This window comes from Prosthecobacter debontii (genome assembly GCF_900167535.1).
In the GTDB taxonomy this organism is placed as follows: domain Bacteria; phylum Verrucomicrobiota; class Verrucomicrobiia; order Verrucomicrobiales; family Verrucomicrobiaceae; genus Prosthecobacter; species Prosthecobacter debontii.
Map to the genome: position 1 here is coordinate 301,114 of NZ_FUYE01000001.1, position 23,227 is coordinate 324,340.

Consider the following 23,227-nt stretch of genomic DNA (forward strand, 5'->3'; position numbering starts at 1 on the left):
CATTCCATGCAGAATTCAGGCATGAGGCGAGCTTGAAACCACTTTTTTCATGTCGGATTCTTGATTTATCATGCTGAGCAGGCCCAAGTATCTGAACTACACCACCGCCCACGGCGTCAGCCTCTCCGGCATGGAACGCGCAGGCTGGTCGGCGTTTTTGATTCATGAAAGCGGCTACCATCCGGCTCTGGAGGACTGGAATCATCCCGGTGTGGATAGCCCCTTCTGGCGATTTTATTACAACCCCAAACCGGGATGCCATCTCCAGCACGAGGCGCGGCAGATCCCGCTCACGCCAGAGGCGGGAGTGCTGATCCCGCCTAACACCTTGTTTGACTGCTGTGCCCCGGTCTCGGCCTGCCACTACTGGCTGCACTTCACCGTCAGTCGCCTCGCCGGGCCGATACCGCGCGGCCCGGTGGTGATCCCACTGGATGAACCCCTGCGTGTGCTTATCGAGGCCGCCTTGCGCACCCATGCGGCCCCTGCCAGCGAGGCGCGGGATCAGCGTCTGCACCATCAGAGCGCGGCCCTGCTGCACAGCGTCTTTGCTGGGCTGGATCTTCCGCCTGCCCCCACCCTACCGGAGCCCCTGCTGGCCGTGCTTACCCTCATTCAAAAAGCCCCGCAGGCCCAGCTCTCCAATGGCTTCCTGGCGGATCGTGCGGGCATGCCGCTTGAGCGTTTCATCCGCCTTTTCCGCCAGCACACGGGACAAACCCCTGCCGCCTACGTCATCGCCACACGCCTGCGGTTAGCTCGCGAGGCCTTGGTGCTGACGGACAAAACCATCGATCAAATCGCCGTCGAATGCGGCTTTCCGAATCGCCATTACTTCACCCGCATGTTCACCCGCCAGCAAGGCTGCGGCCCCGCTGAGTTCCGCGCACGCCAGCATCAGCGGAGAGGGAGGTAAGGGTTTAGCACGGATCTTGTAAAAAGGGTTCGTCTAGGCTGCGTAGATAGAAGCCTTTCCAACCATGTTTTTACGTTCTCTGATTTTCGCTTTGGGTTTCACGGCTGTTCTTTGCGCGGCAGACAAAGACCAGCATATCATTCTCATCAGCATTGATGGTTTTCCCGCATGGATGTGGAAAGACCCTTCTTTGCCGGTCCCAACATTACGCAAGTTGGCGTCTGAAGGGGCACAATCTGAGGCGATGACAGTCTCCAACCCCTCTATTACCTGGATCAATCACACCACCATGGTCACCGGAGTCAATCCACAAAAGCATGGCGTGCTCTTTAACGGGCTCTTGGTTCGCCAGGAGGGGAACAAACCGCCAAGGATTGAGCAATGGGCACCGAAAAACCGCCTCGTCCATGTCCCAACGATCTACGACATTGCTCACAAAGAGGGCCTCACAACCGCTGAGGTGGATTGGGTCGCTATCAAGAACGCGGATACTATTGATTGGAGCTTTGAGGAGATTCCAGATGCCAGCCGTCCAATCGAACAAGAAATGATTGCGGCAGGGATTATGACGGAAGAGCAGGTAGGATGGATGACCCCTGGGCCTCAACGTAAAAATATGGCTTGGCACGATCTCATGTGGACCCGAGCTGCCAGTCACATTTTCAAGTCACATCAGCCTAATTTGTTATTGTATCACACATTGAATTCGGATGGAACCCATCATCGCTACGGCCCGGCCAATATGGCTAGTTACACGGCCCTGGCATACGCAGATCGTTTGGTCGGCGATCTGGTGCAGGCGGTGGATGAATCTGGGTTGAGAGACAAAACGACTTTTGTGATCGCTACCGATCACGGTTTCAAAAAAGTGTCCAAGTTTGTCTATCCAAATGTGGTTCTGAAAAACGCAGGTTATGCTCGCGCATTTGGCAATGCTATCACTCAGTGTGACGTCGCTGCAATGACTCAGGGCGGTCTCTGTTTTGTCTATGTACTAGACCCTGCCAGGAAGTCTGAGATGCTGCCTAAACTCAAAGAACTCTTTGCTTCTACAGAGGGTATTGAAAAAGTCATCGACGGCAGTGAGGGGCCCTCTCTCGGTATGCCTACACCCACAGAAAACCAAGGGATGGGTGATCTTGTTCTGTATGCTAAAGCTGGCTATGCTTTTAACAACGCCGCAGCAGGTGAAGCGGTGACCGCCCCGAGCATCGATTACGGGGGCACGCATGGCTATCTCAATAGTGATCCTGAATTGGATGGCATCTTCATAGCCTCAGGCAAAGGTATCAAAAAAGGCACTGTGTTATCGCGGATGGCTAATCTGGATATCGCTCCTACAATCGCCCGACTGTTGGAAATCGAGATGCCGTCGATGGATGGCCGTGTACTGGAAGAGATCTTGGACGTAAAGTGAGATCTGTCGCTGATCGACGGCTGATCCCTCAACGAAAATCAGGTTACCAGTCGAAGCCTTATGCTGCCTTCCTGTCTGGCTCCATGTCGCTGAGTTGCACATCCAGCGCACGGCAGGAGATCACCACTTCATTCAAAGTTAGGCTCAGGGAGAGGATCATGAAGATGAGGCTGATGAAAAAGCAGATTTGACCGCCGGGTTGGGCGTCGAAGAAAAGGAAGGTCATGCTCAGGGTGCAGGCGATCAGGCTGATGACGCCCGCCGCCTGCATATTGCGAATGAGATGGATGCGGCGACGCAGGTTGCTGATCTGGGCCTCCAGCAGGCAGTCATGGCTCTCCCGCCAGATGGCGTGGAGATTGCGGATGATGGTGGCGAGGGCCAGAAAGCGGTTCGTGTAGGCCAGCATGAGCAGCGAGATGGCCGGGAACAGCAGGGAAGGGGTGGAAAGAGGCAAGGCGGGCAGTGGCATAAGCGGAATTTAGGGCAAAGTTCCTGTCTGGGGAAACGGAGTCTTTGGTTGCGAAAACGTTCCGCCCGCTTCCAATGGTGGCGCATGGCAGACGCACCTCCTCCCGCAATTGGCATCATCGGCGGCTCCGGCCTCTACGACTTCGAAGGCTTTGAAGGCCGGGAGGAGATCGAGGTGACCACACCTTTCGGTCCACCTTCAGACACCTTGATCCGTGGCACGTATGCCGGGCGGCAGGTGTATTTCCTTCCACGACATGGCAAGGGGCACCGTATTCTTCCTACCGAGCTGAACCACCGAGCCAATATCTGGGCGCTTCGCTCTCTGAATGTGCGCTGGATCATCGCTGTGACGGCGGTGGGCAGCCTGAAGGAGGAATACAAACCTCGGGATGTGGTGCTACCAGATCAGTTTTTCGACCGCACCAGCCGCCGGGAACATCATACGTTTTTTGGTCGGGGTCTGGTGGGGCATGTGGCCTTTGCGGACCCGATCAGCGCAGGCTTGCGTGGTTTGCTGCACGAGGAATTGCAAGGCCTGGAAGCTCGGGTGCATAACGGCGGCACCTATGTGAATATGGATGGCCCGGCCTTCTCCACACGGGCTGAATCGAATGCGAACCGTCAGCTCGGGTTCGATGTGATCGGCATGACGAATCTGCCGGAGGCCAAGCTGGCTCGGGAGGCTGAGATCGCGTTGGCGACCCTGGCCATGATCACGGACTATGATTGCTGGAAGACGGATGAAAAGCACGTCACTGTGGATGCGGTGATGTCTCACGTGGCGGCCAATGTCGCGCTGGCGAAGTCGGTCATTGCGCGAGTGATCCCGCGCATTCCGCTGGAGCCGTCCTGGCCTGAACATCACGCGCTGGAAGGAGCGATCATGACAGCCAAGCCCTATTGGCCCGAGCAGGTCCTTCACGACCTGAAACCCATGCTGGAACGTTTTATCTAAAGAAGCCCCACGCCTATGTCTCTCCCCTCCTCCATTACACTCACGGAAGCCATTCCGGGGTATCCGGTGCTGACGATCCACCATACCACATGCTTGGCGCGTGTAGCTCTGAATGGGGCTCATGTCATGGAGTGGGCTCCGGCGGGCCAATCCCCCGTCCTCTACCTGAGTCCCCAAGCCGTCTTGGAACCGGGGAAACCCATCCGTGGCGGGATCCCTATCTGTTGGCCATGGTTCAATGCTCACCCGTCCGACGCCACGAAGCCGATGCATGGCATCGCCCGTAACCGGCCCTGGACGCTGAAAAAAGCCAATGAGTCGGAAGCGGGGGTGAAGCTGATGTTCGTCCTGTGCAACGATGCAGAAACCCATGAACTGTGGCCCCATGGTTTTGAAGCTCAGGTAACGATCTTGCTCGGGCAGAAGCTGGAAGTCAGCCTGGAGACCATTAACAAAAGTGATTCCTCCTTCGTCATTACTGAAGCCCTCCACACCTACCTAACGGTCGGGGATATCAGCAAGATCACTGTCAAGGGACTCGCCGATACAGATTACCTCGACACGGTGGGCGAACGAATGATGCGGCACCAAACGGGCGACATCACCTTTGACCGAGAGGTGGATCGTCAGTATGCGAGCACTGGCGCTGTAACGGTGGAAGATCCGGCGTTGGGCCGCATCATTACGGTGGAGAAAGAGGGCAGCGGCACGACCGTGGTCTGGAATCCGTGGATCGAAAAATCCAAGCGCCTCGCGGATCTCCCTGATGAGGCTTACCATCAATTCCTTTGCATCGAGGCGGCGAATGCCGGGGACTCTGCCGTCACCATCGGGCCAGGAGCCTCCCATGTGATTCGCACCGTGGTGCATTTGTGAAATGCCCATTGGCCAGATCTCTGGGAAGGCAGGCTCTATAAACGTCATCCACTGGCGGTGTTGGCCTAGCCAACGCCAGCGAGGCCTGAAATGCTTCCGACCTTGCAGAAAGTGATTGCCGTCCGGAGGCGTTTTCCGTGTAATCGCCCCGCCTTTCCTCTCCCGACTCCATGAAATCTGCTCCCCCTAGCTCTTCCCAGCCCGACATGAAGTTGTTCTGGGCCTGCTTCATCGCCCTCGTGGCCACCTCCTTCGTCTTCGGCGTGCGCGCCAATACCATCGGGGAATTGCAAAGCAGCTTTAACCTCTCCGAATCCCAGAAGGGCGACATCAACGGCGCGGGCATGTGGCCCTTTGCTCTGAGCATCATCTTCTTCAGCTTCATCATTGATCGCATCGGCTACAAGACCGTCGCGCTCTTTGCTATCGTCTGCCACGTGGTCTCCCTGGTGCTCACGCTGCGGGCCTCCGGCTTCAAGGATTTCTACTGGAGCACCCTCCTCGTCGCGGTGGCCAATGGCACGGTGGAGTCCTTCATCAACCCGGTGGTGGCCACGCTCTTCAATAAGAACAAGTCCAAGTGGCTGAACATCCTGCACGCAGGCTGGCCCGCAGGCCTCGCCCTCGGCGCGCTGTTCTGTGCGCTTCTGCCGGATACCAAGCTCTTTTTCGGGGCTGTGTGGCAGTTCCGTTTCGCCCTCTGCTTCATCCCCGTGGTGCTGTATGCGCTGCTCATCCTGCCACGCACCTTCCCTGTGAATGAGCGTGTGGCCGCAGGCGTGAGCTATCGCGACATGCTGAAGGAAGTGGGTGCTGTTGGCTTCTTCATCATCGGTTCCCTGGTCTATTTCGCCGTCATGCAGATGGCCGGGCATCAGGCTTCGCTGATGTCTTCTCTCATCGTCGGCACGGTTATCGCCGTGCTGGCCGGGCTGTACACCGGCTCTTTGGGGAACTGGTTATTCCTGGTGGTGCTCATCACCATCGGGCCGCTTGCCACCACCGAGCTAGGCACGGATGGTTGGATGCCCGATCTGCTCAAACTGAGCGGTCCGAATTTCCCGCACTTTGAGACCTGGATCTTCGTCTATGTCTCCACCATCATGACGGTGCTGCGCTTTTATGCGGGTCCGATTGTGCATCGCTTCTCGCCCATCGGCCTGCTGGTCATTGGTGCCATGATCGCCATCACGGGTCTGCTCATGCTGTCGCACTCCATCGGCTGGGCCATCCTCGGTGCCTCCACCGTGTATGCCCTGGGCAAGACCTTCCTGTGGTCCACCACGCTGGGTCTGACCTCGGAGCAATTCCCGAAAGGCGGTGCGCTGACCCTGAACGGTGTCTCTGCCGTGGGGGTGCTCTTCCTCGGTGTGCTGGGCAGCCCCTACATCGGCTACAAGCAGGACATGGACATGGATAAACGCCTCAATGTCACGGAGCATACTGCTCTCTACACGTTGGTGCAGGGGCAGCCGAAGGAAGGAATTTTTGGCACGGTACCTACGCTGGACCAAACTAAGATTCAGAGTCTGCTCGAAGACGAGAAGAAAACTCTGGAAGCCGTGCAGGCAGAGAGTAAGCGCAGCGTCTTCACCTCCATCGCCGTGCTACCCACCTTCATGCTGATTTGCTACATCGGCCTCTTTATTTATTTCCGCTCGAAGGGTGGCTACAAGCCGGTCGAAATCGGCGCGCACTGATACTTGCGTGCGCTTTTTTCCTTGTTCCTGACAGAGGCTACGCCTAAAACAACGCCGCTTTGCCAGGACGGGGCTCTTCCCGACGTTCAGGCACGTTCATTCCCCCCGTTTCATCATAACCGCACACCAACCTCATAGCATCCAAACACATGTCAGCAAAAACTGAAGGCATCGCACCTAACGCCAGTCGGCTCCTCTGGGCCGGATTTATGGCCATCCTCGCCGCCGGCGTCGGCTTCGCCATCCGTGGCGGTATCTTCGATAACTGGGGGAAAGAATTTGGCTTCACCGCCACCCAACTCGGAGCCATCGGCGGTGCCGGTTTCTCCGGCTTCTGCTTCGGCATCATCCTCGGCGGCGTGATCGTGGACAAGATCGGCTACGGTAAGCTCGTCGCCCTGGCCCTGATCTGCCACATCATCTCCGCCTTCGTCACCTTCGGGGCCAGCACGCCGGAGAATGCCTACAGCTACCTCTTCTGGGGCATGTTCATCTTTGCCTATGCCAACGGCACCCTGGAAGCCGTGGCCAACCCCCTGGTGGCTACCCTCTATCCGAACAACCGCACGCACTTCCTGAACATCCTCCACGCCTCCTGGCCCGCAGGGATGGTGCTAGGCACGGTAGCCGGCTGGATCTTGGACGACAAGATGCAACTGAACTGGAAGCTCCAGCTCGCCCTCTACCTGGTGCCGACCGCACTGTATGCGATCATGTTCCTGGGCCAGAAGTTCCCGAAATCCGAGGCTGCCGAAAAAGGTGCCAGCTTCGTGCAGATGCTGAAGCCCGTGGGTATCCTGGGTGCCGTCGTCGCCTGCTATCTGCTGGCCCTGTTCTTCGGTGACATCATCAAGGCCTTCTCTCCAGACAATGCCAAGGCCATCGGTTATGGCATCGGCGGTGCCCTGCTCATCGTCGTTGCTCTGATCACCAAGTTCTCCCTTGGCTCCATCCTGCTGTTCATCCTTTTCGTCACCCACGCCCTCGTCGGCGCTGTGGAGCTGGGCACCGATGGCTGGATTCAAAACATCACCGGGAACCTCTTCTCCTCCGAGCAGGGTAAATACCTCTTCATCTGGACCTCCGCCATCATGTTCGGTCTGCGTTTTTGCGCTCACTGGATCGAGACGAAGCTCAAGCTCTCCCCCATCGGCCTCCTCCTCGTCTGTGCCATCATCGCCTGCGTGGGCCTGAATCTGGCCAGCGGCATGCAGACCTTCGGCATGGCCCTCGTGGCCCTGGGCATCTATGCCGTGGGTAAGACCTTCTTCTGGCCCACCATGCTGGCTGTCATTGGTGACCGTTACCCGCACACAGGTGCCGTGGCCATGTCCATCATGGGCGGCATCGGCATGCTCTCCGCCGGTCTCATCGGTGGCCCAGGTCTCGGTTATGGTAAGGATCGCTTCGCTGGCGAAGCTCTTGAAAAAGCCAACCCTGCTCTGTATGCCGAATACAAAGCCGCTGAGCCGAGCAAGTTCCTGAACCTGGACTCCACCGCCGCCTACGGCCTCGATGGTAAGAAGCTGGCCGCTGCCAAGGAAGCCTCCCCCAAGACCCCTGAACAACAGGCCGTGGTGGATGCCGACCAGAAAGGCGACCGTGCCACTCTGAAGGCCGACTCCTTCATCCCCATGACCATGGCAGGCATCTACCTGCTGCTGTTGATCTACTTCAAAGCGATCGGCGGTTACCGCGTGGTGAAGATTGACGAGCAAGCCGCTTAGTCCCGGTCTTCTTCCCCCTCTCCTCCCGACCTCTCACGGCGTCCCTTTCATCGGGGACGCCGTTTTTGTTTCTTGTGAGCGAGGCCAACGTAGGACGGATTTGTTCTGCGAACGAGATCGCACTCATCTCAGATCCCAATGCAGAATAAACCGCTTCCAGAGAGAACGTTGACAGGTCTGCCAGGAGCATTCTACCAACCACCATCTTCAAGGCGGGTCATCCGGCATCGATGCCAGGAGACGATCCAGAGTCCCAAGCCGGACACGCCCACATTCCCCGACGACTCTAGAGAACACCCCCATCAACATCGCACTCGGCTCGTTTCTTCTTGATCCTGAAACGAAAACCCAGAACCTTAACCCCACTCCACCGTTCCCCCTCATGCCCACCTACGTTTACGAAACCATCCCCCAGTTTGAAGGTGACCAGCCCAAGCGTTTTGAGATGCGTCAGAGCATGAAAGACGCCCCGCTGACCCAGCATCCTGATAGCGGCCAGCCCGTGCGTCGTGTGCCTATCGGCGGCACCGGTCTCATGGGTGGTTCTTCGGGGGGCAGTTCCTTCCCCAGCAGTGGCGGCGGTGGCTCCTGCGGCACTGGCTGTGGCTGTCATTAGTCCCCTTTTAACAGAGGATGGGTGCAAGCGTGTTTTACCTCACCTCAAGCTGGCCTCGGCGCGTGCTTTCTTCACCTCATCGGCCAGGATCTCCAGGCCCTCCTGCACCACCGTCGTGGGCTGGCTGTAGGTGAGGCGCAGGCACTGCTGAGGGTGCAGCCAGGGTTCATCCAGACCGAAGGCGAAGTAATGCCCGGGGATCACCAGAACCTTTCGCGCTTTGAGCCGCTGATACAGCTCGGCGGCGGGGATGGGCAGATCCTTCAGCCACAGCCAGAGGAAGAAGGCGCCCTCCTGAGCATGCAGCGCCCAGGGCAGATCGTCGCCCAGGGCTTGGGTGAGGATGCCTTTGGCCAAATCAGATCGCTTTTTATAAAAGGGCTGGATCACCTCGCGTCCCAGCCGCAGCATCGTATCATCTCGGAGCAGCGGCCCCACCAGGGCTTGACCGACATTGCCATTGGCCAGAGAGACCACGGCATTCATGTTGGACAGGGCTTTGACGATGGCGGGGTCTGCAACGACGACGGAGGTGCGCACGCCGGGTAGGCCCACTTTGGAGAGACTGATGCTGAAGATCATGCCCGGCTCCCAGCGCGGACGGAAAGGGCCGTGGATGACGTCCGGAAAGGGATGCCCGTAGGCATTGTCAATCATCAGTGGGATGCCGTGATGACGGGCCAGATCCCGGAGCTGATAGAACTCGGTCTCGGTGAGCACGTTGCCCGTCGGATTGGTGGGGCAGGAGACGCACAGCGCGGCGATGTCGGGCGTGATCTTCAGGCGCTCAAAGTCCACCTCATACTTAAACTCACGCGGTCCATGCTCGCTGATGCGTGGGAGACAGGCGGTGAATTGCCCCTCGGTCAGAGCTTGGTTGGCGTAGCCGATGTAGTCGGGCAGCAGGGGGAAAAGGATGCGCTTTTTGCCCTGAAGCGTCTCTCCTGCCAGCAGATTGAAGAGCAGGAAAAAAGCGCTCTGGCTGCTGGGCATCACCACGATGTTTTCAGACGTGACCTCCCAGCCGCATTCGCGCTTCAGAAAGGCGGCGAAGGTTTCACGGAACTGGGGGTTCCCTGCCGGGGGATCGTAGTTTAGCAGCGTGCGGTCCAGGCTGCCTTCCTCCAGCATGGCCTGCATGCGCTGGCGCCAGAGGGCCTGCACCTGAGGGATGGCCGCTGGCTGCCCTCCGCCCAGCATGCGCATGTCTGGATACAGGGAGAGCGCCTCCCCCAGATCATCCATGAGCTCCTGAATGCCGCAAGGCCCGGCAAGGCGTTGGCCGATGGTGGAAAAAGAAGACATGGGGAAATAGGCGCCGTGCGCGATAGGGGTGGTGGAAACAAGCTCAGGAGGACCCGAGAAGCCTCTCCAGGATCTTAGCACGGCTAGCCGCCACTATGTCCAGGCCTGGCACGAATGCAATTCACTGCAATCTCGAGACCCTGCTTATCGTTTGCACGAGTTCCTGACTATGATTCGACGTCTTATTCTCAGCATCGGCCTGCTGGCCACCACCCTCTCCGCTGCGCCCAAGGGGCCGCCGAATATCGTGTTTTTCTTCTGCGATGACCTAGCCTATCAAGCCATCTCCGCTTACGGCGATGACCGGAAACTGTTGGAGACCCCGGGCTTGGATCGTCTGGCCAAGGAAGGCATGCGTTTTGATCGCTGCCTAGTCACCAACTCCATCTGCGGCCCGATGCGTGCCGTCATTCAGACGGGCAAATACTCCCACCTGAACGGCTTTTACAACAACAGCAACAGCACTTTCGATGGCAGCCAGCAGACCTTTCCCAAGCTGCTGCAGAAGAGCGGTTACAGCACGGCGGTCATTGGCAAATGGCATCTCATGTCAGATCCTCAAGGCTACGATTACTGGCACATCCTGCCCGGCCAAGGGATCTACTACAACCCGCCGATGATCGACAACGGCAAGGAAGTAAAACATCAAGGCTACACCACAGATATCATCTCCGACATCACTCTGGAGTGGCTGAAAAATCGCGATAAAACCAAGCCCTTCATGCTGATGACCCAGCATAAAGCCCCGCACCGGGAATGGGCTCCTGCACTCCGGCACCTGGGCTGGGATAAGGATCGCGTCTATCCTGAGCCGCCCACCCTCTTCGACGACTATGCCGGTCGTAGCAAAGCCGTGAGTGATCATGACATGGGCATCGATCGCACCTTTACCGATCGTGATGCCAAGCTTGTGCCGCCGCCGAACATGACGGAGGAGCAGCTCGCCCAATGGAACGCCTATTACGAGCCGCGTAACCAAAAATACCGCGAAGCCAATCTGACGGGTAAGGATCTGGTGAAGTGGCGCTATCAGCGTTACATGCATGACTACCTCGCCACGGTGAAGTCTGTCGATGAAGCCATGACCAAGCTGCTGGACTATCTCGATCAGGAAGGCCTGTCTGAGAACACGGTCGTCATCCTCAGCAGTGACCAAGGCTTCTACCTGGGGGAGCACGGCTGGTTTGATAAACGTTGGATCTTTGAAGAATCTCTGCGCACACCGCTGATGGTGCGCTGGCCCGGGGTGACCAAGGCAGGCCGCACCGATAACCACATCGTTTCCCTGCTGGACATGGCCCAGACTTTCCTGGACATCGCCGGGGTGCCTCAGCCCGCCGACATGCAAGGGCACTCCCTGGTGCCGCTCTTCAAAGGCGAAGCACCGGCGGAATGGCGCAAGTCTCTCTATTACCACTACTATGAATTTCCGGTGCCGCATCGCGTGCGGCCTCATTACGGCGTGATCACGGATCGCTACAAACTTGTGCATTACTACACGCCGGACGTGGATGACTGGGAGCTAATGGATCGTCAGGCCGACCCCTTGGAGGTGAAAAGCTTCTACAACGATCCTGCCTATGCGGACACGGTCAAAGAACTCAAGGCAGAACTCAGCCGCCTACAAACCGAGGTCAAGGAAACCCTTCCGCCACCGCGCTTCACCCATGGCAACAAGGCTTTCGAAGGCGAGCCCGAACCACCTGCCCCGGCGAAGGGCAAAGGGAAAGGGAAGAAGAAAAAGGCGCAGGCGGAATAACCTCTTCGTGGCCTCCTGGTAAGCAATGTGAAACCTGCCCCGCATCGGGCAGGTTTCTTTTTGGCACGATACAAATGGTCTTTACACCAAGGCCGCCAGAGCGATCAAGCCTACTGCGATCCAGTCTTTTAGACCGAGCCGATCGGCATCGCCGGTGAACCGGATGAGTTTAAACACCGCCCCCGTGGGGCAGCCGTATTTGCAATAAGCCAGTGGGGTGAATAGCGCGGCTACGAGCCCCACCACCGCCAGCACCAGACTGCCCCAGCCAGCCACGCGCGGCACATAGGCATCGAAGGGCTCCAGGGCATTCAGGTTCAGCCCCCAGCCGATGACTACGGAGAGGAAGATGAGGCCTAACAAGAAGAAAGGTAAAAGAGATAGGCTCTTATCCAACCCATGCGGCACCCGCCACTGCCAGCGCAGCCGCCGTGCCAGGAGCTGCTGCAGCGCCCCATGCGGGCAGATGTGGTGGCAATACAGGTGCTTACTGGTGAAGACCGGCCCCAGCAGGGCCACCGCAGCCAGCAGCAGCAGACCCGGCGCACTGCGCCACGGTGTGCCATGCGCGGCCCAGCCCGTGAGCAGGCCCTGAGACAGCAGCTCTCCCGCCATGAACCCGGCATACACCACCAGCAGCGCATGATGCCCATGCCGCACCCAGGCGCGACCCCGCAGACGCGTGAAGGCCATCACCAGCGCAGAGGCGATCACCGCCACATGGCCCCAGTCCTGCCAGCGCCACGTTACCGTGCGCAGCCAACCGGTGGGGCGCTGCTCAAGCAGACTCGCCGCGCGCCGTTTCAGCCCCTCAGCCATGCTGTAGCTCGTCTCGGTGGCACCTGAGACACCCTCGATCTTCGCCTTCTCGTAGTCCAGGTCCGCCAGCTCCTCCAGAGACTTGTCATTGAAGAGATTCAGGAAATACGAGTCCCCCGTGATGTAGCCCACATAGCGCTTCGTATCGTAGCTGCGGCGCAGGGCGATCTTCTTCAAAGTCTGCCCGCTCGGGTCTAACAACATGAGTGTATCCGTCGGTCCCTTATACCCGATCATCGTGTCCGTGACGGGTGAGGTGCGCACCACCCGGCCGATCCTTTTTCCCTGCGCATCCAGCACCTCAAACCCACCCGCGTATTGCGTGGAGGGCTGCAGCTCCGCCGCCTCCGGCATCAGCATCTGCACCTCCGCCAGCGTGATCGGTTCTGGGAAGCGGAGCGAGGCCCCCGCAGACTGCCCCATGCGCGTCAGCACGCCCTGCGCGATCGCCGCACTCGTCAGCGTCGCCCCCGTCACCGTGTGCAACGGCTTCTCCAGGGGCTCGCCCGGTTTGCGATTCGTGAACTGTTTAAAGAACTCCCGGTCCGCAATCACCTCCGCCAGGTGATCCGGCGTATCGTGGCTCTTCAGCACCCGCACCCCCGTCAGCACGCCCTGCGGAGAGAACACCAGCAGTGAGTTCGTTGGGCCGGAGTAACCAATGATGCCATCGGACTCCGGCGCGGTGGTGGCCACATAGCCCAGCACCTTTTGCGTGCCATCCAAAGCCGCCCGCCAACCACTGGTGGGCATCGGCTCACCCAGGCTCACGATCTCCGGGAAGAAATCCCGCAAGCGCTCCGGCTGCAGCGCCGCCACCGCCTCCCGAGCCTCCCGTGTGGCCACCCCCTGCCGCAGCACCAGCACCGCCGCGACCAGCAGCCCCACCCGCCAGAGGCGGAGGAGCAGCGCCCGCAGCCCCGCACCACCCCGCCGCACCGTGCGGGAAGGGGAGCTAGGGGGGAGCGTTGAGACTGCCATTCCCTATTAAACTGAGGCGGAGGTTGGCTTTTGTCACGTTCAGGGGCCAGATCTTTCCTGGCTCAACTAGATCGTAGTTCACCAAACTTATCCGATCTTCTCCGCGCCGAAGTGACCGCGCAGGGCTTCGGGGATGAGGATGCTGCCGTCGGCTTGCTGATAGGTTTCAACCAGCGCGACGAACAGACGCGCCAAGGCGGTGCCGGAGCCATTGAGGGTATGCGGCACGCGGTTCTTCCCGTTCTCGTCCTTGTAGCGCAGCTTCATGCGGCGGGCTTGGTAGTCGCCAAAGTTGGAGCAGCTGGAGACTTCCAGATAGGTGCCTTGGCCGGGAGCCCAGACTTCGATGTCGTAGGTTTTGGCCGAACCAAAGCCGATGTCACCCGTGCAGAGCTCGATGACCCGATAGTGCAGGCCCAGGAGTTGCAGCACTTTCTCGGCGTTGCCGGTGAGGCTTTCCAGTTCCGTCATGCTGGTCTCGGGGGTGGTGATCTTCACCAGCTCCACTTTATCAAATTGGTGCATGCGGATGAGACCACGGGTGCCCAGGCCGGCGCTGCCCGCCTCACGACGGAAGCATGGCGTGTAGGCGGCGTAGTTGATGGGCAGTTGCTCGTGCTTGAGGATCTCTTCGCGGTGCAGGTTGGTCACCGGCACTTCGGCGGTCGGGATGAGGTAAAGATCATCCTCAGGGCTGTGATAGACCTGATCGCCAAACTTGGGCAACTGACCGGTGCCGACGAGGCAATCCGGCTTCACTAGCAGCGGCGGGCTGATTTCCTGGTAGCCGTGCAGGGTGGTGTGCAGGTCCAGGAGGAAATTGATCAGAGAGCGCTCCAGACGTGCGCCTTGGCCGCGATAGACCACAAAGGCACTGCCGGTGATCTTGGCCCCAGCTTCGAAGTCAATGAGGCCGAGCTGCTGACCGAGCACGGTGTGGTCTTTGGGTTCGAATTCAAACTTCGGCTTGCTACCCCAGGCGCGCACCTCAGGGTTCTCCTCGGCGCTGTGACCGACGGGGCAGCCCTCATGCGGGAGGTTGGGCAGGCCGAGCAGGAGTTCCTCCTGGCGGGCATCCGCAGCATCGGCGTCACGACCGATCTGCTCGATGCGCTCATTGATCCCCCGCACCTCCGCCTCGATGGCGCTGGTGTCCTGGCCGTTCTTTTTGGCCATACCGATCTCTTTGCTGATGCGGTTGCGGTCTCCCTGCAGCTTCTGGCGCTCGGTCTCAGCGGTGCGGCGGGCGGTGTCGATGGAAAGCACTTCATCCACGATGGACGCGTAGTCGCCGCCACGGGCGGTGAGGCGTTCTTTGACTTGATCAGGATTGTCGCGGATGAGGCGGATATCGAGCATAGGGCGCGGAGATTAGCGGGAGAATCCCACTTGTCGAGAGTTCGGCAGAGAAGAGTTTGCTCCTACCAGTTACCACGCCGCAGCCCGGTGGTTTAAGGGTGCCTAGGTAAAAGCGTTTAAGATCTTGAGGCCGAGACGTTTGGGAAGGAAAGCGAACTCACAAAAACGGAGAATTACGAAGGTTTTTTGTAACGAGACCAGTGGTTTAAGGTAGTTGCTAAAAGAGCGGTCCTGTTTGGGGCTGCACTTGAGGTGTTGTGGAGGTTCCTTTGCCGCACAAGCTGCCTGGAAGATACTTTTTTCAGTGACTTCGGTCCGGGGGGGCTTTGAAGTTGAGCAGCTTGTGCGGCGTTTCCCCGGCTATCATCACGGTTTGAGATGAGATCACTTTCCGTTCGGCTGATGTTCTGACCAAGCAGGGTCTGTGAGTCGGGCGGCTTGCTCCTCCATCCCCATCCATTTTTGCCGATCCCAGTGGGTGCCGACAGGTTTTAGGATCTCATGGGCTAAGGACGGCATCTTGAGCATTGCTGCCAGCCTGCCCAGGTCGTTGCGGAGCGACAGGCTACGTGGATGCATCGCAATCGCTTTCTGGATGGAGGCTTCTAAGAGGGGAGCGTCCAGGCCTTCGGTGCAAACGGGCACGATCAGCGGTGGGAGGGCTGCCAGGGCCAATGCCACTGTCTGGGGGTGGTCGGTTTTGGCGATATGGGTCAAAAATTGGCTGCCGAGCGATCGTCCGTTGTCTTGTTTGAGCAGATTCAGATGCATCAGCATGACCAGGCTGGCATAGTCGGGGAACTTTTCATAACCCGCATGAAAATACTCCGCAGCGACGCTAAAATCTTCGTTCATAGAGAAGCTGAAGATCATCTGGAGCTGCGGCAGCAGGGGACTTACAGGGCCGAGGTCTTCGATCTTTTTTTGGATCGGCGCGAATTTCGCTAAGAAGGCTTTTTTAGTCTTTGGGTTGTCTCGGGTCACCGCACCCATTTCATAATGAAGTTCCACAATCTGCGCATCTATCGAGGTCGGCAGCTTCTGTCTCCACTCTCGGATGTGCTGGCCGATCTCAAGCCAGGCTTCATCGGACTCGTGTTTGTCAGGATGCAGGCTCTGGACACTGATGTCCGAAACCCATCTGGAAGAAGCCGTCGTGAGCTGACGCAAACGCGCCTGGGAAACGAAGTGATCCAGAGCGTCATAGTTCCGCTTCTTGAGGAGGTCTAACGTGAGGTCCTCGACGGCTTGGGTCTGAGATTCCGCATCGAATTCATCGTTCTCGGCTGGAAACTCAAAGGTGGCCACCTTTTGGGTGAGAATGGCGATTCGAAGGTGGCAAGCTTGCTCATGTTGACTGAGCGTTTTGCGAACGGGAAGAAAGGTCTGATCGGGACGAAGCAGAAGTGAGTACGGCAGGTTTTTATCCACCGTTTTCAGCACGGGAAGCGCCTCTTCGACGCGTCCTTCATTGAGAAGCGTGCATCCTTTGGCCAGAAGCAGAGCGCCAGCTTCATGGTAAGCTTGATACTGGTGAGCATCCTGCCAGGTGGGCACTTGGATGACCCAGGGAGACTGTCTCAACGCCAGAGGTAGAACCTTTTGCAAGGCCGCGTCGATCTCCCCAAGATGTTCGGCGTTGGGATGGTTATACCAGTCGAGTGCCGCCTCATGGAGATCCTCGCCTTGGGTTTTACCTGAGTGAGTTGGAACCTCATTCGAGGGCGGAGCGCTCAGTTGAGACAGCAGCGGTTTCTGCGCATTCGCGCTCGTGACGATCATTCCTGCCCATAAAACGGCGTGAATGATGAGGGAATCGAGCGACATGGAGGTCGACCTTATAGGATTTAAGATGAGCGTCAAATGCGGGTAATGCCTTGTCATGGCATCGGACGAACGGGGCGCAGCGAGACCGATGACGATTCGTGTGGAAGAAGGTTGGATTCCTCCGTGACCTGTGGTTGGTGGCCCCGATCATGAAACGACAAGCAAGCCATGACAAAGACAGTAGGGGAGCCGCGTGGGGAACGGGTCTGGTGGGGCTGGGCTTACTGCTGCTGACGGCTTGTTCGAGTTCACAGCGCGTGCTGGATCTGAGTCCTCGGCCCTTCATTCGTCGGGGGGAAGTCATGGCGATCGCTGAGGCTTATACACGGCATCGCTGGAAGCCGACGCAGGCGAATGTCAGACATGGACCGGATGCGCGGGGTATCCAGGTGGATACGCCAGATGCGGGGTATCACCCGGTGGATGGCACGGTGGCGGGCTGGTGGCTGCCAGGGCGGTGGAATGAAGGCCTGCCGTATCAGTGGGGTGGGTTTGATACACCGACGGAGTTCGATGCGAAGGTGAAGCAGGGCCTGGCCGCAGGGGATGTCTATACGCCGGTGAAGCGTGCGGGACTGGAGGCTCAGGTGAGCGCGGAGGCGGCGGGGATTGATTGCTCAGGTCTGGTCTCACGCTGCTGGCGGCTAGAGCGGTCCTATTCCACGCGGGAACTGCCAGGGTTGTGCTCGCGGCTCGGGAATTATGAGGAACTCCGGCCGGGGGATATCCTCAATACCCACAATGCGCATGTGCTCATCTTTGCCGGATGGGCCAACCCTGCCCAGACGCAGGTGAGTGTGTATGAGGCGGGCTGTCATCCCACCTGGAAGGTCTTTCGAAGGCAGGTGCGCCGGGAGTTTTTAGAAGCCAAGGGCTATGTGCCGCTGCGTTATCGAGGCCTCCGAGATTAGCCAAAGGTGAATCCATTCCCGCCGATGGAGCGAATAGTGACTGTGCTATGATGCGTGTGATGAAACTGTTTTCTGCCATTCTTCCCGGGTTGTTCAGCTCATGCAGCGCTGAACAGGTTTTCGTCCACGAACCCGCCCCCGTGATCTCCGCTGTGAATCAGGAAGGCGAGACGGTGAACTTTGCCGACGTCTATGCGAAGGGACCGACCGTGGTGTTCTTTTACCCCAAGGCAAACACCCCCGGCTGCACCGCGCAGGCTTGCTCTCTGCGGGATGCATTTGCAGACCTCACCAAAGACAAGGTGCAGGTGCTGGGGGTCTCCATGGACACGGTGGCGGCGCAAAAGAAATTCAAGACCCAACGTCAGCTCCCCTATGACCTCATCGCCGATACAGAGGGGAAGGTGATGGAAGCCTTCAAGGTGGGGAAGGCGATGGGCGGTCTGCTGCCGATGGCGCAACGCCAATGTTTCCTCATCATGGAGGGGCACATCGTCTGGCATGATGACAGTGCCTCCACCGCCCGTCAGGCGGAGGATGTGAAGAAGGTGCTGGCGGCGCTGAAGGAGAAGAATCCTAACGAATGATGCGTTGGTTCGTGAGGGTGGACCGCAAAAAGGCGCAAGAAGCCGCAAAGGGGGAGGGGGAAGGCAGAGCCCCTCGTAGGGCGGGTTTGTCCGGCTAGGGAGGTTTTGATCTCGTTGGATCGTGTGGCCGGATAACCCGCCTGCAGGGAAGGTGTGAAGAGGTGGTCGATTCGAGAATAACAAACGATATGATCGAAGGTGTCTACTAGGTGCAAGGGGGCAGCCACCTCGCTCGGGAGCCGGGTTATCCGGCAACGGGGATTCGAGAACGAACGTGAATCTCCAGCCGGACAAACCCAGCCTACGGTTGGCTCCAAACGGGAGGCGATGTCACAAAAAACTCCAGACCCGCGTGAGCAGGTCTGGAGTGGAGGTCTCGGGGTCCAGGTGAGGGACCGAGAAGTGGGTTAGGCTTTCCAGCCGTCGCGGTAGGCGGGGCGAGCGACGTATTTGTTCGGCTCTTCCACGTTGCTTACCTTCATGTTCTGCTTGTCCCACTGCACGCTCTGCTGGGCGCGGACGGCGAGGTTGCCGAGAAGCACGAACTCGGTCAGCGGGCAGCTGTAGTCGAAGTTGGAGCTTGGGGCACCACCGTTGACGATGTGATAGGCCCACTCACCCTGCGGGTTGTTAGGCATCACACTGCGGGTTTCCGTCTTCTTGATCTTACCGGCCTTCATGTCGAGGCGCACCTGGGTGTAGCGCTCTTCATTGTAGATGACGGGGCTGCCGCAATAGGCTTCGCCTTCGAAGACGGTGCCTTCGGTGCCGATGAACATCATGCCGCTGCTGGCTTTTTCGAAAGCCTTCTTGGCCAGATCGCTGGTCATGTGCGGGGAGATCTCGGGCTTGTTCGGCTTGCCATCTTTGGAGCCGTCGTTCCAGGAGACCTTGAGGGCGTCGTATTTGCCGGCAGGCATGTGATAGACGAGGTCGGACCAGACGGGGGCGTTCAGTTCCGAGATGGGGCTGCTGGTGGCGTCGATGCGCTCAGGGATGAGCTGACCGAGGATGCTGAAGGTGGCGTCCATGATGTGGCAGCCCATGTCGCCGAGGGCGCCGGAGCCGAATTGCCACCAACCACGCCAGTTGAAGGGGTGGATGCTGTTGCCGCGCTTGGCGCTCATGCCTTCGGGGATTTCAAACTCGAAGTAAGGCTCCATCGGCTCGCTGGAGAGCCAGAGATCCCAGTCGAGCTCCGCAGGTTTTTCAGCGGCTTTCTTCGGCAGCGGGCCCTGAGGCCAGATGGGGCGGTTGGTCCAGAGACGGATTTCTTTGAGGGTGCCGATGGCACCCTGCTCGATCCACTCTTTGGCCAAGCGCTGGCCTTCCATGGTGCGGCCTTGGTTACCCATCTGGGTGGTGATGCCGGCGGTCTTGGCGGCTTTATGCAGGTCACGCACTTCGGCGATGTAGTTGCAGAGAGGCTTCTGCACGCAGACGTGCTTACCATGCTTGATGGCGTGCATGGCGGCCAGGTAGTGGGTGTGGTCCGGAGTGGAGACGATGACGCCGTCGATTTCGTTGGCCATCTCGTCGAACATTTTGCGGAAGTCCTGATACAGCTTCGGTGCGGCAGGGGCTTCTTTACCGGAATCCAGGTGGTGCTTCTCACGCTTCTTGGCGGCTTCGTCCAGGCGCTTCAGGTCCACGTCCACGAGGGCGACGATGTTGTGGTCCAGGGTCACGCCCTGGGTATCGGACTGGCCTTTGCCGTTGGCACCGATGACGGCGAGATTCAGCTTCTTACCGGCGGCGTTTTGACCGCGGAGGAGGAGATTTGGACCTGCAAAAGCGCCGGCAGCGAGGCTAGCCGTGCGGCCGAGGAAATGACGGCGTGAGATGATGTTAAGACCCATGGGGTTATATAGTGGTTGAGTTGGGGGATCGAGTTAAACGGTGGGTTTTTCTCGAAATTTCGACCGAAATGCTAGCAACCATGCGGGTTCCCGTCCAGCGGGCAAATGCGGAGGACTATTTACAAAGGCAGGCATTTCCGCTAAATTCCGCCTCCCCATGAAGAAAATGCGCCTTGCCCCCCTGGCCGCCCTTGGTCTCGCTCTCGTTTTTTCCGCCTCAGCTCTGGCTCAGTCGGACGATGCGGCTGAGCAGTTCTTTCGCGGTTACGTGATGAAAAAGGACGCGGAAAAGATGGAGACGGACGGCAATATGTCCGGCGCTCTCCAGGTGTATCAGCAGATGGCGCAGATCTTTGACACCGTGGCGGAAAGCCATCCCGAGTGGCAGCCAGGCATGCTCGCCAATCGGCGGGGTTTGACCCAGCAGGCCATCACCCGTGTGAAGGCGAGCCTGAATCAACCGGCGGCAGCTCCCGCAGCAGCGGCCCCGGCGGCCGTGGCCGCTGCACCTGCCCCCGCTCCCGCACCGGCACCGGCACCGGCACCGGCACCAGAGGCTGCATCCACTCTACCGGGTCTGGCCCCCACCGCGGCGGCTCCCGTTCCTGGAGTGCTGGCTGGCTCTGCGGGCACCATTCCGAGCCTGGGAGATGTGATCACCCAGTGGGAGCAGTCCTACCGCCAGCGCATGCTGGCCCTGGAGACGCAGAACAATCAGATGCAGATGGATCTGACCAAGTGGCAGCAGTGGTATCAGTGGGCCTCCAGTGAGATCACCACGGCCCGGTCCGATAAAGATGCGCTGGCACAGAAGTCCGCCGCGCTGGAAAAATCTCTGGAGACGCTGAAGCAAGAGGTGGCCTCCGGTAAAGCCACCAACGGTCAGTATGAAACGGCCATGAAGGAAAAGCTGGCCATCGAGGTGGAATACCGCAAGGCCACGCAGCGGCTGACGGCGGCGGAGCAGGCGGCCAAGGAAGCCTCGCAAAAACTGGCGGATGCCTCCCTGCGGATCGCCGGTCTGGAAAAAGAGCGCAACGATCTGCTGGCGGAGCGTGACACTGCGGTGAAGCAGCGGGATGAAGCCGTGACGGCCCGGGATGGCCTGCAGAAAGAGCGGGATACCCTGAGCGCTCAGAATCTGGGCATGCAGACTGAGATCGAGGCGCTCAAGCGTCGGTCTCCGGCCAGCGATGACGTGAAGAAGATCCTCGCGGAGAATGACCGCCTGAAAAAGGATCTCGATGTGGCTCAAAAGCAGGTGGCCTCCCTGCAAGCGGATGTGAACCGGAAGGATCAGGAAATCGTGCAACTGCGCGGTCAGCTCACCACTCTCCAGACGGAGATGGCCTCCCTGCGCCAGCAGAGCGCCTCCTATCAGACGCAAGTGGCAGACCTGACCCTGCAACTGAAGACCCTCCAGGAAGGCAAGTCAGGGGAAATGACGCCGGAATTGGTCAAAGAAAACGAGCTGCTCCGCGAGATCGTCATGCGCCAACTGCGCAGCCAGTATCGCCAGCAGCAGGCGAAGGATCTCGTCCTGGCTGAGCTGCAGAAGATGGAGGGCGTGTCCAAAAAACTGCTCGAGCAGGTGGAAGATCTCAAGGAAAGCCGCATGATGCTGACCCCGGATGAGGAGAAGCTGTTCTCCGATCCCTCCGTCCGGGAAATGCTCGGCTCAGGCAGCATCCAGGGCACCCTCATCGCGCGGGTTTCCAATCCCGTGGAGAAAACCGTGGCCACCAATCCGGTGGAAGACCTGCTGAACAAGGCCAACGAAGCTTTCAGCGCCCAGAAATTTGCCGAAGCTGCCGCGCTCTTCGAAGATGCTCTGCGTGCCGACCCGAAAAATTCAACGGCGCTCGTGGGCTTGGGCTATTCCCGCCAGCGTGAAAACAAGCTCAGTGAGGCCGAGGCCGCGCTGAAGAAGTGCCTGACCTTCGATCCCTCCAACGAACTGGCGGCCTTCCACCTCGGCGTGACTCATTTCAAACAGCAGCGCTGGAGCGATGCCACGGCGGCCTTTGAAAAGGCGCTGGAAAAGAATGCCAAGAATGCTCGCGCCCGTCATTACCTGGGCATCATTTCCACCAAGCTGAACCTGCTGGATCGTGCCGAGCGTGAGTTCAAGACCGCCTTGGCCATCGATCCCAACTACGGGGATGCCCACTTCAATCTCGCCGTGCTCTACGCCACCTGGGACCCGCCACAGTGGGATAAGGCCAAGACCGAGTATGACTTTGCCCTGAAAAAGGGCGTGCCTCCCGATGAGGCTCTGGAAAAACTGCTGAAAGGCAGCGCAGCCAAGTCCGTGTCGGCCCGCTGATCCCTGCCTGCCTCCGGTTCTCAAGGCTTTCCGGGGGCGGACCTTGTCTTTTGAAGAATCCGAGTCATGCTCCGGCGCATGACTCATCACTGTGCGGTCACTGGTCAACCCTTTCCCTCCAGCAAGCTGCGCCCGCTGGCCTCGCTCACCCCGCAGGTGGCGGAGATCATCCGCACGCAGCATCCTGGTCTGAAAGAGAGTGATCTCGTCAGTAACGAGGTGGTCAATGAAGCGCGCCTGGAGCATGTGCGCGTTTTGATGCAAAGTCAGTTAGGCGACCTCTCGCATTTGGATGAAGAGGTGCTGGACAGTCTGCACCGCCATGAGCTGCTGAGTGAGCGCCCGCTGGATGAGCAGGAGGAGGATCAGCAGCAGACGCTGGGGCAACTCCTGGCAGATAAGCTGGCCGAGTTTGGCGGGAGCTGGACCTTCATTCTGTTTTTCGCCGGGGTCATTCTGGTCTGGATTCTTGTGAATGTGACCGTCTTGGTGAACCGGGCCTTCGATCCCTATCCCTTCATCCTGCTGAATCTCGTGCTGTCCTGCCTCGCCTCCCTCCAGGCACCCGTGATCATGATGAGCCAGAACCGCCAGGAGGCGCGTGACCGCAAGCGCGCGGAGAATGATTACAAGATCAATCTCAAGGCGGAACTGGAGATCCGGCACCTGCATGACAAGATTGATTTCCTCCTGCACCAGCAGACGACTCGGCTGATGGAGGTGCAGCAGATCCAGGTGGAGCTCCTGCGTGAGATGGCCACAGGCCGGTCCGAGACCCGCCATCCGAAAGCTTGATTCGATTCTTTTCTCTTC

Annotated in this window: 18 protein-coding genes; 12 read left to right on the forward strand and 6 right to left on the reverse strand. The window is 58.9% G+C overall.

Annotation, left to right across the window (positions count from 1 at the left end; all coding sequences use genetic code 11):
• The first annotated feature begins 70 nt into the window (after positions 1–70).
• Together B5D61_RS01265 and B5D61_RS01270 are read left to right on the forward strand one after the other, a co-directional pair.
• The gene (locus B5D61_RS01265; RefSeq protein ID WP_078811480.1) at positions 71–916 is read left to right on the forward strand and encodes an AraC family transcriptional regulator; all 846 of its coding nucleotides are present in this window, start codon (positions 71–73) and stop codon (positions 914–916) included.
• 64 nt (positions 917–980) lie between these two features.
• Positions 981–2,333 carry an alkaline phosphatase family protein gene (locus tag B5D61_RS01270; RefSeq protein ID WP_078811481.1) on the forward strand — a complete coding sequence of 451 codons (1,353 nt, stop codon included), beginning with the start codon at positions 981–983 and terminating at the stop codon, positions 2,331–2,333.
• 58 nt (positions 2,334–2,391) lie between these two features.
• Here B5D61_RS01270 and B5D61_RS01275 read toward each other — a convergent pair whose 3' ends face one another.
• On the reverse strand, positions 2,392–2,805 hold the full coding sequence (locus B5D61_RS01275; protein WP_078811482.1) for a DUF2721 domain-containing protein: 414 nt from the start codon (positions 2,803–2,805) through the stop codon (positions 2,392–2,394).
• Between the two features lie 84 nt (positions 2,806–2,889).
• Here B5D61_RS01275 and mtnP point away from each other — a divergent pair, with 84 nt between their 5' ends.
• The 5 genes from mtnP to B5D61_RS01300 all read left to right on the forward strand — a co-directional run bounded on the left by mtnP (position 2,890) and on the right by B5D61_RS01300 (position 8,681).
• Positions 2,890–3,762 carry an S-methyl-5'-thioadenosine phosphorylase gene (gene mtnP, locus B5D61_RS01280; RefSeq protein WP_078811483.1) on the forward strand — a complete coding sequence of 291 codons (873 nt, stop codon included), beginning with the start codon at positions 2,890–2,892 and terminating at the stop codon, positions 3,760–3,762.
• Between the two features lie 15 nt (positions 3,763–3,777).
• A complete protein-coding gene (locus B5D61_RS01285; protein ID WP_078811484.1) occupies positions 3,778–4,638 on the forward strand; it encodes a D-hexose-6-phosphate mutarotase in 861 nt (286 codons plus the stop codon).
• 170 nt (positions 4,639–4,808) lie between these two features.
• Positions 4,809–6,338 (forward strand): MFS transporter, encoded by a 1,530-nt coding sequence (locus B5D61_RS01290; RefSeq protein WP_078811485.1) that lies wholly within the window; start codon positions 4,809–4,811, stop codon positions 6,336–6,338.
• A gap of 149 nt (positions 6,339–6,487) precedes the next feature.
• Positions 6,488–8,065, forward strand: coding sequence for an MFS transporter (locus B5D61_RS01295; protein ID WP_078811486.1), 1,578 nt, complete (start codon positions 6,488–6,490; stop codon positions 8,063–8,065).
• Between the two features lie 382 nt (positions 8,066–8,447).
• The gene (locus B5D61_RS01300; RefSeq protein ID WP_078811487.1) at positions 8,448–8,681 is read left to right on the forward strand and encodes an FmdB family zinc ribbon protein; all 234 of its coding nucleotides are present in this window, start codon (positions 8,448–8,450) and stop codon (positions 8,679–8,681) included.
• A 39-nt stretch (positions 8,682–8,720) separates the two neighbouring features.
• Here B5D61_RS01300 and B5D61_RS01305 read toward each other — a convergent pair whose 3' ends face one another.
• Entirely contained in the window at positions 8,721–9,986 is a 1,266-nt protein-coding gene (locus B5D61_RS01305; protein WP_078811488.1) for a valine--pyruvate transaminase, read from the reverse strand.
• A gap of 169 nt (positions 9,987–10,155) precedes the next feature.
• Between B5D61_RS01305 and B5D61_RS01310 the strand changes: the two genes are divergently transcribed.
• Complete coding sequence (locus B5D61_RS01310; RefSeq protein ID WP_078811489.1) at positions 10,156–11,745, forward strand: sulfatase family protein; 1,590 nt, start codon at positions 10,156–10,158, stop codon at positions 11,743–11,745.
• An 81-nt stretch (positions 11,746–11,826) separates the two neighbouring features.
• Here the strand turns inward: B5D61_RS01310 and B5D61_RS01315 are convergent, their stop codons facing one another.
• The 3 genes from B5D61_RS01315 to B5D61_RS01325 all read right to left on the reverse strand — a co-directional run bounded on the left by B5D61_RS01315 (position 11,827) and on the right by B5D61_RS01325 (position 16,731).
• Positions 11,827–13,545: an FMN-binding protein gene (locus tag B5D61_RS01315; RefSeq protein ID WP_078811490.1), complete on the reverse strand. Its 1,719-nt coding sequence runs from the start codon at positions 13,543–13,545 to the stop codon at positions 11,827–11,829.
• Positions 13,546–13,632: 87 nt separating this feature from the next.
• Entirely contained in the window at positions 13,633–14,904 is a 1,272-nt protein-coding gene (gene serS / locus B5D61_RS01320; RefSeq protein ID WP_078811491.1) for a serine--tRNA ligase, read from the reverse strand.
• 384 nt (positions 14,905–15,288) lie between these two features.
• Positions 15,289–16,731 carry a hypothetical protein gene (locus tag B5D61_RS01325; protein ID WP_078811492.1) on the reverse strand — a complete coding sequence of 481 codons (1,443 nt, stop codon included), beginning with the start codon at positions 16,729–16,731 and terminating at the stop codon, positions 15,289–15,291.
• A gap of 149 nt (positions 16,732–16,880) precedes the next feature.
• On the opposite strand from B5D61_RS01325, the gene B5D61_RS01330 reads away from it, so the two are divergent.
• Together B5D61_RS01330 and B5D61_RS01335 are read left to right on the forward strand one after the other, a co-directional pair.
• Positions 16,881–17,642, forward strand: a complete 762-nt coding sequence (locus tag B5D61_RS01330; RefSeq protein ID WP_139372988.1) for a hypothetical protein — start codon at positions 16,881–16,883, stop codon at positions 17,640–17,642.
• A gap of 59 nt (positions 17,643–17,701) precedes the next feature.
• Complete coding sequence (locus B5D61_RS01335; protein WP_217698870.1) at positions 17,702–18,229, forward strand: peroxiredoxin; 528 nt, start codon at positions 17,702–17,704, stop codon at positions 18,227–18,229.
• Positions 18,230–18,636: 407 nt separating this feature from the next.
• On the opposite strand, the gene B5D61_RS01340 is transcribed toward B5D61_RS01335, so the two are convergent.
• Positions 18,637–20,088, reverse strand: coding sequence for a Gfo/Idh/MocA family protein (locus B5D61_RS01340; protein WP_078811494.1), 1,452 nt, complete (start codon positions 20,086–20,088; stop codon positions 18,637–18,639).
• Between the two features lie 157 nt (positions 20,089–20,245).
• Between B5D61_RS01340 and B5D61_RS01355 the strand changes: the two genes are divergently transcribed.
• Positions 20,246–22,414, forward strand: coding sequence for a tetratricopeptide repeat protein (locus tag B5D61_RS01355; protein WP_176159162.1), 2,169 nt, complete (start codon positions 20,246–20,248; stop codon positions 22,412–22,414).
• A 78-nt stretch (positions 22,415–22,492) separates the two neighbouring features.
• Positions 22,493–23,209, forward strand: a complete 717-nt coding sequence (locus B5D61_RS01360; RefSeq protein WP_245846420.1) for a DUF1003 domain-containing protein — start codon at positions 22,493–22,495, stop codon at positions 23,207–23,209.
• Positions 23,210–23,227 lie beyond the last annotated feature (18 nt).

Bases quoted from the DNA above. Each gene is read 5' to 3' on its own strand.
- B5D61_RS01295 (WP_078811486.1), top strand. From the start codon at position 6,488: ATGTCAGCAAAAACTGAAGGCATCGCACCTAACGCCAGTCGGCTCCTC.
- B5D61_RS01330 (WP_139372988.1), top strand. From the start codon at position 16,881: ATGAAACGACAAGCAAGCCATGACAAAGACAGTAGGGGAGCCGCGTGG.
- B5D61_RS01360 (WP_245846420.1), top strand. From the start codon at position 22,493: ATGACTCATCACTGTGCGGTCACTGGTCAACCCTTTCCCTCCAGCAAG.
- B5D61_RS01265 (WP_078811480.1), top strand. From the start codon at position 71: ATGCTGAGCAGGCCCAAGTATCTGAACTACACCACCGCCCACGGCGTC.
- B5D61_RS01310 (WP_078811489.1), top strand. From the start codon at position 10,156: ATGATTCGACGTCTTATTCTCAGCATCGGCCTGCTGGCCACCACCCTC.
- B5D61_RS01285 (WP_078811484.1), top strand. From the start codon at position 3,778: ATGTCTCTCCCCTCCTCCATTACACTCACGGAAGCCATTCCGGGGTAT.
- B5D61_RS01300 (WP_078811487.1), top strand. From the start codon at position 8,448: ATGCCCACCTACGTTTACGAAACCATCCCCCAGTTTGAAGGTGACCAG.
- mtnP (WP_078811483.1), top strand. From the start codon at position 2,890: ATGGCAGACGCACCTCCTCCCGCAATTGGCATCATCGGCGGCTCCGGC.
- B5D61_RS01335 (WP_217698870.1), top strand. From the start codon at position 17,702: ATGAAACTGTTTTCTGCCATTCTTCCCGGGTTGTTCAGCTCATGCAGC.
- B5D61_RS01290 (WP_078811485.1), top strand. From the start codon at position 4,809: ATGAAATCTGCTCCCCCTAGCTCTTCCCAGCCCGACATGAAGTTGTTC.
- B5D61_RS01340 (WP_078811494.1), bottom strand. From the start codon at position 20,088: ATGGGTCTTAACATCATCTCACGCCGTCATTTCCTCGGCCGCACGGCT.
- B5D61_RS01275 (WP_078811482.1), bottom strand. From the start codon at position 2,805: ATGCCACTGCCCGCCTTGCCTCTTTCCACCCCTTCCCTGCTGTTCCCG.
- B5D61_RS01305 (WP_078811488.1), bottom strand. From the start codon at position 9,986: ATGTCTTCTTTTTCCACCATCGGCCAACGCCTTGCCGGGCCTTGCGGC.
- serS (WP_078811491.1), bottom strand. From the start codon at position 14,904: ATGCTCGATATCCGCCTCATCCGCGACAATCCTGATCAAGTCAAAGAA.
- B5D61_RS01325 (WP_078811492.1), bottom strand. From the start codon at position 16,731: ATGTCGCTCGATTCCCTCATCATTCACGCCGTTTTATGGGCAGGAATG.
- B5D61_RS01315 (WP_078811490.1), bottom strand. From the start codon at position 13,545: ATGGCAGTCTCAACGCTCCCCCCTAGCTCCCCTTCCCGCACGGTGCGG.
- B5D61_RS01270 (WP_078811481.1), top strand. From the start codon at position 981: ATGTTTTTACGTTCTCTGATTTTCGCTTTGGGTTTCACGGCTGTTCTT.
- B5D61_RS01355 (WP_176159162.1), top strand. From the start codon at position 20,246: ATGAAGAAAATGCGCCTTGCCCCCCTGGCCGCCCTTGGTCTCGCTCTC.